The 12,622-nt window shown below is 69.9% G+C and carries 13 protein-coding genes; 6 read left to right on the top strand and 7 right to left on the bottom strand.

What is annotated here, in order from left to right; genetic code table 11:
• Positions 1–76: 76 nt before the first annotated feature.
• Positions 77–853, top strand: a complete 777-nt coding sequence (locus ACIOEW_RS29270) for a VOC family protein (RefSeq protein WP_351002289.1) — start codon at positions 77–79, stop codon at positions 851–853.
• 24 nt (positions 854–877) lie between these two features.
• Here the strand turns inward: ACIOEW_RS29270 and ACIOEW_RS29265 are convergent, their stop codons facing one another.
• The 3 genes from ACIOEW_RS29265 to ACIOEW_RS29255 all read right to left on the bottom strand — a co-directional run bounded on the left by ACIOEW_RS29265 (position 878) and on the right by ACIOEW_RS29255 (position 2,772).
• A complete protein-coding gene (locus tag ACIOEW_RS29265; protein WP_401967262.1) occupies positions 878–1,138 on the bottom strand; it encodes a hypothetical protein in 261 nt (86 codons plus the stop codon).
• 529 nt (positions 1,139–1,667) lie between these two features.
• Positions 1,668–2,258 (bottom strand): DUF6529 family protein, encoded by a 591-nt coding sequence (locus ACIOEW_RS29260; protein ID WP_362549512.1) that lies wholly within the window; start codon positions 2,256–2,258, stop codon positions 1,668–1,670.
• A gap of 16 nt (positions 2,259–2,274) precedes the next feature.
• Positions 2,275–2,772 carry a hypothetical protein gene (locus tag ACIOEW_RS29255; protein WP_362549510.1) on the bottom strand — a complete coding sequence of 166 codons (498 nt, stop codon included), beginning with the start codon at positions 2,770–2,772 and terminating at the stop codon, positions 2,275–2,277.
• 580 nt (positions 2,773–3,352) lie between these two features.
• Here ACIOEW_RS29255 and ACIOEW_RS29250 point away from each other — a divergent pair.
• The 4 genes from ACIOEW_RS29250 (at position 3,353) to ACIOEW_RS29235 (ending at position 5,942) form a co-directional block, all read left to right on the top strand.
• Entirely contained in the window at positions 3,353–4,090 is a 738-nt protein-coding gene (locus ACIOEW_RS29250; RefSeq protein ID WP_401967260.1) for a DUF5710 domain-containing protein, read from the top strand.
• A gap of 96 nt (positions 4,091–4,186) precedes the next feature.
• Positions 4,187–4,720: a hypothetical protein gene (locus ACIOEW_RS29245; protein ID WP_401967258.1), complete on the top strand. Its 534-nt coding sequence runs from the start codon at positions 4,187–4,189 to the stop codon at positions 4,718–4,720.
• 158 nt (positions 4,721–4,878) lie between these two features.
• Positions 4,879–5,448, top strand: coding sequence for a SigE family RNA polymerase sigma factor (locus ACIOEW_RS29240; protein WP_401967256.1), 570 nt, complete (start codon positions 4,879–4,881; stop codon positions 5,446–5,448).
• A complete protein-coding gene (locus ACIOEW_RS29235; protein ID WP_362549499.1) occupies positions 5,445–5,942 on the top strand; it encodes a hypothetical protein in 498 nt (165 codons plus the stop codon). Before ACIOEW_RS29240 ends, ACIOEW_RS29235 begins: the two co-directional genes overlap by 4 nt.
• Before the next feature lie 579 nt (positions 5,943–6,521).
• Here ACIOEW_RS29235 and ACIOEW_RS29230 read toward each other — a convergent pair.
• The 4 genes from ACIOEW_RS29230 to ACIOEW_RS29215 all read right to left on the bottom strand — a co-directional run bounded on the left by ACIOEW_RS29230 (position 6,522) and on the right by ACIOEW_RS29215 (position 11,988).
• Complete coding sequence (locus ACIOEW_RS29230) at positions 6,522–7,172, bottom strand: thymidine kinase (protein ID WP_362549496.1); 651 nt, start codon at positions 7,170–7,172, stop codon at positions 6,522–6,524.
• Positions 7,173–7,229: 57 nt separating this feature from the next.
• A complete protein-coding gene (locus ACIOEW_RS29225; protein ID WP_401967253.1) occupies positions 7,230–8,417 on the bottom strand; it encodes an alkaline phosphatase family protein in 1,188 nt (395 codons plus the stop codon).
• Positions 8,417–9,013: a DUF5998 family protein gene (locus ACIOEW_RS29220; RefSeq protein WP_351002285.1), complete on the bottom strand. Its 597-nt coding sequence runs from the start codon at positions 9,011–9,013 to the stop codon at positions 8,417–8,419. The genes ACIOEW_RS29225 and ACIOEW_RS29220 overlap by 1 nt, the downstream gene beginning before the upstream one ends.
• Positions 9,014–9,090: 77 nt before the next feature.
• On the bottom strand, positions 9,091–11,988 hold the full coding sequence (locus ACIOEW_RS29215) for a GNAT family N-acetyltransferase (protein WP_401967251.1): 2,898 nt from the start codon (positions 11,986–11,988) through the stop codon (positions 9,091–9,093).
• A 172-nt stretch (positions 11,989–12,160) separates the two neighbouring features.
• On the opposite strand from ACIOEW_RS29215, the gene ACIOEW_RS29210 reads away from it, so the two are divergent.
• Complete coding sequence (locus ACIOEW_RS29210) at positions 12,161–12,442, top strand: HPr family phosphocarrier protein (protein WP_123462851.1); 282 nt, start codon at positions 12,161–12,163, stop codon at positions 12,440–12,442.
• The last annotated feature ends 180 nt before the right edge of the window (positions 12,443–12,622 follow it).

Raw genomic sequence — 12,622 nt, 5'->3', positions numbered from 1 at the left:
ATCCCGTACCGCACAACGGCGCGCCGGCCCCGTTCCCCCCGTACGGCCACCACGATGGTCCGAGGAGAGTGTGACGATGACCGAGGCTGCCGCTCGGCGTACACCCGGAACACCTTGCTGGGTGAGCCTGATCGTGCACGGCCTGCACACGACCCAGAACTTCTACGCCGAACTGTTCGGCTGGGAGTTCGGTCCCGGCCCCGAGCAGCTCGGCCCGTACGTCCGGGCACTGATCGACGGGCAGGAGGTCGCGGGCATCGGACAGCTGCCGCCCGACCGGCACCTCCCGATCGCCTGGACGACCTATCTGGCCACCGACGACGCCGACCTCACGGCGGAGACGATCCGCGCCTGCGGCGGCACGGTCGGCGTCGGACCGCTCGACGCCGGGCAGGCGGGCCGGATGGCCATCGCCTCCGACCCGGGCGGAGCCGTGTTCGGGATCTGGCAGGCGGCCGCGCACGTCGGCACCACGCTGGCCGGCGCCCCCGGCACTCCGGTCTGGAACGAGCTGGTGACCCGGGAGACGTCGACGGTCGCCAAGTTCTACCAGGCGGTCTTCGGCTACGAGGCCGAGGCGATCGTCTCGGCCGACTTCGACTACCAGACCCTCCACCTCGACGGTCGCCCGGTGGCCTCGCTGCACGGCGTCGGCCACGCCCTGCCGCGCGACCGGGGCCCGCACTGGATGACGTACTTCGAGGTCGCCGACACGGACGAGGCGGCGCAGCGCGTGGTGGAACTCGGCGGACACATCCTGCAGCCCCCCAGGGAGGGGTCCAGCGGCAGGGTGGCCACCGTGGCGGACCCGGAGGGCGCGGCGTTCACGATCGTACGGTCGGCGGAGCGCTGAGGAGGACGGCGAGCGGCGGCGCCGTCAGCGCGCCTCGCGGAACTCGACGACCGTCTCGTCGTCGCGGCTGGTGCGCAGGAGAGCAGCGCCATCGCCCGGGTCGCCGTCCTTGAGGTTGTACGCATAAAGTCCGGCGTCCCGCCCGCAGCCCGCGGCACGGGCGGGTACGGCATGCGTGGCGAGGAGACCCAGCAGGCCCAGGACCGTGGGCTCCTCGGCCACGTCCACGGCACGGGCCCGGTATTCGCACGGCCGGCCCGATTCCGTCCCGGTCGTCCGGATCACGGCATTGCCGATGGTTGTTCACGCCCATGCGACCACCCATCGCCTGGGCAGCACCACGAAACGGGGCTGGTCACTGCGCTTGACGATCTCGAGAACGAGGTGGAGCTCCTCCTTGACCCAGTCGACGAGCATGCCGGTGTAGATCGTGGACGATGACGGCGTCGGCGGTCTCCGGGGCCAAGTCGGAGCGGGCACGGCCCATGGCGATGCCGTGGGGGCGGCGGCCAGAGCAGGGGCGTCGTTGACGCCGTCACGAGGATCAGCGCTTTACGGGCCCTGGGACCTCCAGGCGCCGTACGCCACGAGCTCCACCATCCGAGGAGGACCGCGAGGCACAGCACGCGCAGGTCGCCACGGGGCCCGGGGACTGGCTGCCGTCCCCGGCCGGCCGGAAGAGAAAATCACCCACCGAGGCGCCGAGACCACAGTCCAGCGCCATGGGTCCTGCGACCAGCCCGCCCGCCCCGGTTCTTTGGGGCGTTAAGCGCTGTCGCCCCACCAGCCACGGGAACCACACGAAGCACTGAAGTCAGGTGGCGGAAAGGCCCGGTGCCGAGTCGGCGTTCAGGGTCCACAGAGCGGCGGTGTACCAGAGGAGGGCGATTCCGAGCACGAGCAGGGCGCCCATCGCAGGGAGCAGCCAGCCGGGCAGGCGTCTGCTGCGCACCACCATCACTTTGGCTACGAAGGCACCGAAGAGGGCGCACCCTGCGATGGAGTGGATCGTGGTCCGTGGCGATGTGGTCTCGATCCCGTACGTCTGAAGGCAGTGGTAGGCGATCGGAAGCGAGAAGAGGAAGGTGAGGAATCCAAGCGCGCGGTGTCCCAATCGCACCCGTCGGGGCGCGGCGCGGGCTCCGGGGATACGGCCGTACATCCACAGGGCGAGGGCGAGTTGAATGAGGGCGAGGCCGAGCAGTGCGGTGCCGAGTTGCGCCTTGAGGTCGACTGCGGCGTTGCCGTGCCTGCCGAAGAGCCCGTACCCGTAGTCAGGTGTGTGGTGGGTTCCGAAGAGGTAGATCCCGACGCCGACCGCGACAGGCACCAGGAAGGCGAGGGGCGCGAGCACCGCACCGGTAGCGCGGCTCCCGCCGCCTTCGCCGTCGCGCCGCGAACTCATGCCGTCGTGTCCCGTCTCAGCTTTCGACCTGCTTGCCCTTGGCGTTCAGGGCATACCACTCGGCGCCGAACTGGTCGAGGCCCTGCCCGTTCGTCTGGCCGGGCTTCGTGTCGCCGGCGTAGTGGTAGAGGGGGTGACCGTTGTAGGTGACCTGCTCTTCACCACCGGATCGCTTCGTGAGGCCGAGCAGCTTCTTGTCCACGCCCTTTCCGGCCTTGGCATCCCCCTTGCTGAGCAGCGGAGGCCAGGCTTTGGCGCAGTCGCCCTCGCAGTTCGACTTGTTCTTCTTGTCGGCGAGGAAGAGGTAGAGGGTGCGGCCCTTTTCGTCGACGACGATCGTGCCGAGTTTGCCCACGGACTTCGTGTCGATGGTGGCCGGTTTGGAGGGCGAGGCGCTGGAGGGCGTGGAGCCGTATCCATCGCCTGAGGTGTCGCTGGTGCTGTCGGAACATCCGGTCAGAATGGTGGCAAGCAGGGCGGCGGCACACGTGGTGGCCGTGGCGGTGCGCTTCATCAAAAGCTCCGTGGGTGAGGTGGCGGCAGGGTTCCATGTCACTCCCCGCCCGTGCCCCACCGCTGACTGCGTCGTCCTCAAGACCACTCCCCCGGCTCATCAGGGGTTCCCTGCGTGCCGCTGTCATGCCTGAGCTCCCCTGGCAAACGGGGCTCTGAAGAACTTCTGCGCGTCGGAACTCTCCCCCACCCCTACGCCTCCCCCTCGGCCCGCCGAAGCGCCGGCAGGGAAGCGAGTCCAGGGCCCGTCAGGTACCCGGCACGCCACCGTGACTGGTACCCCGGCGAGATCAAGAACGTCGAGCTGGCCGCACCGCCGCGACCCTGGCCACGCCGAGCTCCCGGCGTCTCCTTCGGCAACTTCGATCCCGAAGAGGCAGTGGTCGAGCCCCCGGCCGAACCACTGTCGGACGTCACCACCGACCTACCGGCCCGGCCGCAAGAACCGGCGCCCACCCCACGCCGCTGTCCCGGCTGCTGTGCCCGTGAGGTCGGGCCATCTTTCGGCTCGGCAGCACGGCTGTCAGCGTGGCGCTCTAGCGTGTCTCCTCAATGACCCAACGTCAGAACGAGGGACTCGCATGGCGGTTGCACGGACATGGCTCGACGTCTCCTATCAGGAGAAGGACGAAGCAAAGGCGACAGGTGCACGCTGGGATGGTGCGGCGCGACGCTGGTACGCCCCGCCTGGCAAGGAGAGCGCGCTTTCGAAGTGGACGGCGTCACCCGACGTTCCGGATCTGCTTCCTGGTGAAGATCGCACTCTGGGGCAGGGGCTGTTCGTCGACCTTGTCCCCAGGTCCTGCTGGTTCACGAATGTCCGTTCCTGTGTGGCGCCTAAAGACTGGGAGCGTCTACGCCGCATGATCACGCGACGTGCCGGCATGAAGTGCGAGGCATGCGGCGCGTCCGAGGACAGGAACGTGAAGCGCTGGTTGGAAGCGCACGAGCGTTGGACGTTCGACGACCAGAAGCTCACGCAGACACTCCGCCGCTTGATCTGCTTGTGCACCGACTGCCACACAGTGACCCACTTTGGCTTTGCTCAGGTCCGGGGCATTGCCGATCAGGCGCTCGCCCACCTGGTGAAGGTGACCGGCATGACCAAGGGACAGGCGATGCAACACATCGACGCCGCATTCGGCGTCTGGGAAGCACGCTCGGGCCGCGACTACGCTCTGGACCTGTCTGTCCTCACGGACGCCGGAGTCACGCTGACTCCGCCACCAGCGGCGCAAGACCGTGGCCGGGTGGCCGAGGAGACGCTGCAGAATCAGACGGGAGTACCCCCGCAGCGGGGCTCGCGGCAGCGCGCGTAGCGGACGGGACGGAACGGAAGCGGGGGATGCGACCACACCAGGATGACGAACTCCCCTTCTGCACGGATCTCCGTGCAGACGCTTAGCCTGCGGCGCATGAGTCTGGATGCTGAACTGAGCGCGCTGGCAGCTCAAGAGGACCTCCCCGTCGACCTGGTGTGGCGTCTGCTCCGGCATCCGGTGGCCCGCCGCTCGGTGGCGCTGAGGCGCCGAGACCTGACCGAGCAGCTGATCGAGGAGATCATCGAACTCGGCTCTGCACGTTCCCTCGCGGCCAACACCTCCGTGCCCGCAGATATCAGGGCCCGCCTGGCGGAGCACCCGGAGCCGTCGGTCCGGTGCGGGGTCGCTGCGAGCGTCGCGGACGAGCCGCCAGGGTTGCCGGCCCGGTTGGCAGACGATCCAGATTCCTCCGTGCGGTCGTTTCTCACTATGAACGACCACCTGCCGCCGGAACTGCCGGCCCGCCTGGCCTCAGACCCAGAGCCCAGTGTGCGGTCGTCGATCATCCAGTACTGGCGCGATGCCCCGGACTGGGTGCGTAGGGCGCTGCTGACGGACGCCGATCCCAACATCCGCAGGGCCAGCGTTTCGGCTTACGTCCCGCCCGCGGCCGATAGCTGGCGATGAGTCCGCGGGGGCGCAGGCGACGCAGCTCGCGGCACGGCCGGGAGCGGTCGGCCGGCAGGAAGGGTGAACGTAACCAGTGTGACCCAGGTCACACTGTGGCCGTGCAGCAGTTCCATGGCCTTCCCCGTCAAGGATGGGTGACAGGAAGGGAGGCGGGTGTGGATCTGGCAGCCAAGTGGGCAGTGGGGGCCGAGCGCGGCGGGACCGAGTCGGCGGAGGGGGACTTCCATGGATTCGTCACCGCACGGTCGGCCGCGCTGTTCCGGGGAGCACTCGTCCTGACGGGCAGTCGAGACGCGGCGGAGGATCTGGTGCAGGAGACCCTGGAGCGGGCCTGCCGCAAGTGGCGCACCATCAGCGCCAAGGACGCCCCGGACGCGTACGTGCGGCGGATCATGGTCAATCTCGCCAACGACCGTTGGCGAAGATTCCGGCGTACGGCTCAGCACCCGGTCGACGGCGACCCGGCCGCGTCGAGGGACGAGTACGGACGGATCGACAGCCGGGACCAGTTGGTCCGCGCTCTTCAGCAACTGCCGATACGGATGCGGACGGTGGTGGTGCTGCGGTACTTCCACGACCTGTCCGACGCCGAGATAGCGGTCGACCTGAAGATCTCGCCGAGCACCGTCCGTTCCCAGCTCGCCCGCGGCATCGACCGGCTCAGAAGCCAGTTCCCAGAACCCTCCACCCCTTCACCGCAGCAGCTCCTGGAAGGAACGCGATGAGTCCGTACGAACCGCGGCCTTCCGGCTGCACACCTTTCGAAGAGGAACTGATCGACGCTATGAACAACTTCGCGCACTCCACCAACGCACCGGCCTTCGACACGGCCGGCATGGTCCACCGCACCCGCCGCAGGCGGACCACACTCATCGCCGGTTTCGCCGCTGCCCTGATCGTGGCGGGCGGCGGCACGGCGCTGGCCTCCATGACCGGTGCCTCACAGACGTCGGCGAAGCCCGCCGCCGCCACCGTCGACCACAACAGGGCCACCTTCCTGTTGGGCGGCCTCACGAAGGAGCCCATCGCGGTCGACCTCACGGGCATGGACCTGGCCACGGCCAAGGGACAGTTCCTCAAGGCTCAGCTCAAGCTCGGCACGATCGTCAAGGTGACCAGTCCCGGCTGCAAGCCGACCTCGGTCATCGAGGTCACTCCCCACAGCCCGAAGATCGTGAGCAAGGGCGACACGGTGAACGTGAAGCTCTGCGCGGGCTGATCGGGCCCGTAGTCGGGTGAGGGCCCGTCCTGAGCGTGCGCGCGCGAGCCGCTCAGGACGGGCCGAACCGCCGGATCGACGTCAGAAGCGCCACGACTGCCACCACAACCGTCCGCCAGGTCACGCGGTGGTTGCGCTCAAGCTCCCGCATCGACATGCCGCCGTGATGGTCACGGCGGGTCTCCGCGTGCAGCTCGACCTTCGACGGGCATGACCAGGACTTTTCACCAGGGGCATCCCGATGCTGCTCTGGCAAGGACCCCGGCGCCTTCCCAACTCATCAACATCACCCGACCGTGGTTCTGGGCGCCTCCCAAATCCGTCGACAAGTAACGTCACTACTGCTCGACAAAGCCAGTCCTGCACGGACCGCACCCGTGACCAGCCATTTTGTGGGCACCTACAAGTTCCCACACCGCGGAGAGCGGGGTCCGGCACGATGCACTCGTTGACCTTCGGAGTGCACATCTTTCGCAGTGGACGGAACCCCTGGCAAGTCCCCTCGTCGCTGCTCAGCAGCACTCTCCGCCTATCTGCTGAACGCCCGCACAAGCCGCTAGTGAAGCCCGAGGTCAGGCATCACGCGGATGACACAGGCAGAACATCCGGGGACAGTGCACCCATGCGGGCGGACGCAGCAGTCACACGGCGCCGGTGATGACGGCGGCAGAGAACCTCGTAACAGGTCTCACCCATCGGCCGGTTCACGTCACCGACCACGACCTGCGCCCCCTCGATGACCATCTCGCCGTCTATGGTCCGCGCGTTGTGGGTGGCACGGGCTCCACACCAGCAGAGAGCCTCAACCTGAAGCTGCTCGATCCGGTCGGCCAGCTCGATCAGTCGCTGCGAACCAGGAAACAATCTCGTGCGGAAGTCCGTCGTGATACCGAAAGCGAAGACGTCCATGTCCAAGTCGTCCACGACGCGGGCCAGTTGATCAATCTGGGCCGGAGCCATGAACTGCGCCTCGTCCACGATCACGTAGTCGACCCTGCCGCCCTTGGTCAGCTGAGCAATCAGGTACGCGTACAGGTCCATGCCCTCGGAAGCCTCGACCGCCTCCGTGACCAGGCCCAGCCGGGAGGACAGCTTCCCCTCCCCCGCCCGGTCGTCACGGGTGAAGATCACGCCCTGGAGCCCTCGTGCCGAACGGTTGTGTCCGATCTGGAGGGCCAGCGTGCTCTTTCCGCAGTCCATCGTTCCGGAGAAGAACACAAGCTCGGGCATGAGGGGTTGAGCACCTTTCGGAACAGGCGAGGAGGAGGGCTGAGCGGGAAGCGGGGTCTAGGTACGTACTTCGAGGAGCGGGACGAGCTGCTCGACAGGGGTCATCGAGCCGTGCATGCCGACCATCGCGGACTCGTGCGGCTCGTTGACCGAGGCGGTGATCACCACGTCGTCGTGAGCCGCCGCGACCACGTCGCCGATTCTGCCACGCACCCGCTCGTCGATCCGCGGGCCGAACCAGCCGGCCTCGACGGCCTCTTCACGGCTCGCCACCCAGAACTGCTCGCCGAGCACCTCGCGCCAGACGGTCAGCACATCGGCCTCGGCACCCGGGACGGCGTAGACATGGCGGGCACGGCCCTCGCCGCCGAGCAGGGCGACGCCGGCGCGCAGCTCCCAGTCCTCGTCGAAGTCGATCCTGGATTGTTCGTCGAACGGGATGTCGATCATTCCGTGGTCGGCGGTGATGTACAGCGCCGAGCGGGGCGGGAGCTGCTCGGCGAGGCGCCCGGCCAGGCCGTCGACGTACATCAGCTGCCCGCGCCAGGCGTCGGAGTCGACGCCGAAGCGGTGGCCCTTGCCGTCGACCTCGCTGTAGTACGTGTAGACCAGGGAGCGGTCCCCGGCGGCCAGCCGTTCGGCGGCGACGTCCATCCGCTCCTCGCCGGTGAGCCGGCCGAGGAAGGATCCGCCGCTGAGCGCGACCTTGGTCAGCGGGGTCTGCTCGAAGGTGGGGGCGGAGACCTGGGCGGTACGCACTCCGGCCGCGTCGGCCAGCTGGAAGACGGTGGGGTACGGCTGCCAGACCTTCGGCGCTGTCCACGGCCTCCAGCGGAGCTGGTTCATCAGCTCGCCGGTCTCCGGATTACGGGCCGTGTAGCCGGGCAGGCCGTGCTCGCCCGGCGGGAGCCCGGTGCCGACCGACGCCAGCGAGGTCGCGGTGGTGGCCGGGAATCCCGCGGTGATCGGGCGGCCCGTGCCACCGCGGGACGTGGGCAGGAGTGAGTGCAGGAACGGTGCCTCGTCCGGGTGCGCCTTGATCTGCTCCCAGCCGAGACCGTCGATCAGGAAGACACAGTTGCGGTCGGCGGGGGTGAGCTCGGGGATCGCCGCGGTGAAACCGGGGACACCCTGTCCCGCGACGAGCGTCGGCAGCAGATCGGCGAGCGAGCCACTGCCGTACTCCGGCACGGGGGCGGTGTCGACGGGCAGCAGCACAGGGTCCTGCCAGGCCGGCTGGACCATCAGCGGCCGGCCGCCGGGGTCACGGCCGTGGCCTCGGAGAGCGCCTGGGCGAACGCGAGAGTCTGGCGCACGGTGTCGGGGCCGTCGCCGGCCTCGCTGACCCGCAGGCTCAGGTCATCGGCGGTGGAGCTGCCGGTGTAGCCGTGGTCGGCCTCGCAATTGGCGTCGCCACAGGCGGCGGGCTCCAGGTCGATCCGGGAGACCGCGCCCCAGCCGATGGTCAGGACGACCTCGCGGGGCAGCGTGCCAGGGACGTACTTCTCCGGGTTGGCCACGACCCTGCTGACCACGACCGAGGAGATCCGGTCCAGCTTGACCGACTCGGTGGAGGTGGTGGCGTACGGCGTCGGGGAGCTGGTGTCGGCGTTCTGCTCGTCGGTGTGGCTGACGATGAAGCGGGTGTCCGTGAGCACCAGCACCGTGACGTGACGGCGCACCTCGTTGGAGTCGAAGGTCGTCTCCTGGTGCACCAGGTACGAAGCGACCGGCTCACCGCCCACGGCGGCCTCCACCGCCTCGGCCACGAGGGCCGGGTAGTAGCCGCTGCGCTCGATCGCCGCGCGCAGCCCCTGGGTCGTCGTACCGGTCTTAGCCATACGCACCATCCTACGGGGGGCTGGTGACTGCCCGGGACGTCCTGCCACCCCACCGGACGGGAGGCGGGAGGCGCGGGTCAGTAGTTGGACAGGCGGCGGGGGCCCAGGTCGGTCCGGGCCGGGGGTGGCGAGAGCCGGACGCTCGCTCCGAGGACGGTCAGCCCGTGGGTGGCGACCACGACCGGTTCCAGGGCGATGGAGACCACCTCGGGATGGTCGTCGACCAGCCGCGAGACCCGCAGCAGCAGTTCCTCCAGTGCGGCGGTGTCCACGGGCGCCGAGCCGCGCCATCCGAAGAGGACCGGGGCCGCCCGGATGGACCGGATCAGTTCGGCGGCGTCGCGGTCGGTGGCGGGCACCAGGCGGTGCCCGGTGTCACCAAGGAGTTCGGAGGGTGCGCCCGCCAGGCCGAAGGAGAGGACGGCGCCGGCCGCCGGGTCGATGGCGGCCCGTACGACGGTGTCGACGCCGCGCGGGGCCATCGACTGCACGACTGGCCGGAGCTCGGCGGGCTTGCCGAGCAGGTCGGTCAGTTCGCCGTACGCCCGGCGCAGCGCGCTCTCGCCGTCGAGGTCCAGGCGGACTCCGCCGAGGTCGGCGCGGTGACGCAGATGGGGCGCGGTCGTCTTCAGCGCAACGGGGTAGCCGAGCCGCGCCGCCGCGGCCACGGCCTCGTCCGGCCCGGGAGCCGGGAGGGTGGGCCGGACGGTGATGCCGTAACAGGCGAGGAGTTCGCGGGCCTCGTCGTGTTCCAGGGGCCGGCCACGCGGATCGGGGTCCGGGCCGAGCAGGGCGTCGATGAGGGCGGCTGCCGCCGGCTCGTCAATCGTGTCGTCGAGGAACTCGGGCACCTTTCCGGGGACCGCGGCCTGGCGACGCCACTGGGCGTACCGCACGGCTTCGGCGAGCGCCCGGACCGCGCGTTCGGCGGCGGGGTAGGCGGGGATCCGGCCGACGGCACGGGGGGCCGGGGATTCGGGGGCGGGGGCGCCGGGATCGGCGGCTCCGGGGGCCGGGTCCGCGGCGGCACCGACCGGCCGGGGGCCGGGTGGGGCCGCAGCCGGGCGTCCCGGCGACGCCTGCCCCGGGCGCTGCTGCGCCACCGTGCTGGTCGCGGCGGCCAGGGCCTCCGCCAGGCCGCCGATCTCCACATGGACGACGGTCACGGGCTTGGCCGGACCTGCGGCGGCTGCCGCGTGCAGGGCGGTGGCCAGGACCTCCCCGTCGCCCGACTCCGCCTCGCCGTTCTCGCCCACCCACGGGATCGCCGTCACGACGACGGCGTCGCAGCCGTCGTCGGCCAGCGCCTCGGCCAGTGCGTCCCTGAAGTCCTGCGGGGTGGCGGCCGTGGTGAGGTCGACGGGCGGGCGCGGGCGCAGCCCTTCCGCCAGGCAGGCGTCGTACGTGAGCAGCCCGAGGGACTCCGAGTTGCCGAGGATCGCGACCCGTCCGCCGGCGGGGAGCGGCTGGTCGGCCAGGAGCAGGCCCGCGTCGACCATCTCCGTCACCGTGTCGACGCGGATCACGCCCGCCTGCCGCATCAGCGCGGAGACCGTCGCGTCCGGGATCCGGCTGACGGGGACCGCGTGGCCGGGCGGGGTGGAGCCGCTGTGCCGGGCGCCCTTCACGACGACCACCGGCTTCACGGCCGCGATCCGCCGGGCGAGGCGGGTGAACTTGCGGGGGTTGCCGAGCGACTCCAGGTAGAGGAGGGCGACATCGGTGTCCGGGTCCTCGTACCAGTACTGGAGGAAGTCGTTGCCGGAGATGTCGGCGCGGTTGCCGGCCGAGATGAAGGTGGAGAGCCCCGCGCCGCGCCGGTAGAGCCCGGAGAGCAGGGCGATGCCGATCGCGCCGGACTGGGTGAACAGGCCGATGCGTCCGGAGGCGGGCCGTTCGGGCGCGAGGGAGGCGTTGAGCCGGACGGCCTCGGAGTTGTTGATGATGCCGAAAGCGTTCGGGCCGATGATCCGCATGCCGTACGAGCGGGCCTGGCGCACCAGTTCGCGCTGGCGTTCGCGGCCTTCGGCCCCCCACTCCGCGTATCCGGCGGACAGCACGACGAGCCCTTGGACGCCGTGTTCCCCGCAGTCCGCGACGGCCTCCGGCACGCGGTCGGCGGGGACGGCGACGACGGCCAGGTCGACCGGTTCCCCGATCTCACCGAGGGAGCGGTGGGCGGGCACGCCGTCGATCGTGGCCTGATCGGCGGCGAACGCGCTGTTCACGGCGTAGGTGCGGCCGGTGAAGCCGGCGCTCAGAAGGTTGCGCAGCACCGTACGGCCTACACCGCCGGGGGTGCGGCCCGCGCCGATGACGGCGACGGAGCCGGGGGCGAGCAGCCGCTGCACGGAGCGGGCCTCCGCCCGGTGTTCCCGGGCGCGCTGGACGGCCAGCGACTCGGCGGTCGGCTCCAGGTCCAGGGTGAGGTGGACGGAGCCGTCCTCGAAGCTGCGCTGCTGGGTGTACCCGGCGTCCCGGAACACCTTGATCATTTTGTTGTTGGCCGGCAGCACCTCGGCGGCGAAGCGGCGGATGCCCCGTTCGCGCGCGACGGCCGCGACGTGTTCGAGCAGGGCCGAGGCGACTCCGCGGCCCTGATGCGCGTCTTGGACGAGGAAGGCGACCTCGGCCTCGTCGGCCGGGGCCGAGGCGGGCCTGCCCTGCTCGTTGATCCGGTCGTAGCGGACGGTGGCGATGAACTCGCCGCCCACCATGACGGCCAGTCCCACCCGGTCGACGTAGTCGTGATGGGTGAAGCGGTGGACGTCCTTGGCGGACAGCCGGGGGTAGGGAGCGAAGAAGCGGTAGTACTTCGACTCGTCGGAGACCTGCTCGTAGAAGCTGACCAGCCGGTCGGCATCGTCCGTGGTGATGGGCCTGATGCGCGCGGTGCCGCCGTCGCGGAGCACCACGTCCGCCTCCCAGTGATCGGGGTAGGCGTGATGCGGACTCTGCTCCGGAGAGGGCTGCATGGGCAAAGCCTACGGCTCCGTCACCGGTCGCGTGGGGGTCGGGGCAGGGGCAGTCTGAGGGGGGCCGGGCGACGGTATGCGCGGGCCGAGAACAGCTCGCGAGTCGGCCGGAGCATCGCGCACTGCATGAGAGACTGGTCTAGACAACCATTGATTCGTGAAGGGCAGAACCATGGCTGAGCGCCGCGTCAACGTCGGTTGGGCCGAGGGCCTGCACGCCCGCCCCGCTTCCATCTTCGTCCGTGCCGCCACGGCTTCCGGCATCCCCGTGACCATTGCCAAGGCCGACGGCAACCCGGTGAACGCGGCCTCCATGCTCGCCGTTCTCGGGCTCGGCGCGCAGGGCGGCGAGGAGATCGTCCTCGCGTCCGAGGCCGACAACGCCGAAGCCGCCCTGGACCGTCTGTCCAAGCTGGTCGCCGAGGGGCTCGACGAGCTTCCGGAGACCGTCTGACCCCGACGGGTCACGACAGCAGGCATTCCTGCGGAAGAGCCGCGGCACCCTTCACCGGGAGCCGCGGCTCTTTCGTTTAGGTGAAGACCTTCACAACACGAACGGCCTTCGCCCGGCAAAGGGACGCGCCCGGCAAATCGGTTCCGCCGAAGTCCATTAGGGCAGCAGAAAGAAAGCCCT

Source organism: Streptomyces sp. NPDC087901, assembly GCF_044742205.1.
Taxonomy (GTDB): Bacteria; Actinomycetota; Actinomycetes; order Streptomycetales; family Streptomycetaceae; genus Streptomyces.
The sequence above is the reverse complement of the archived record's forward strand: the minus strand, read 5'-3'. Positions and strand labels throughout refer to the sequence as shown.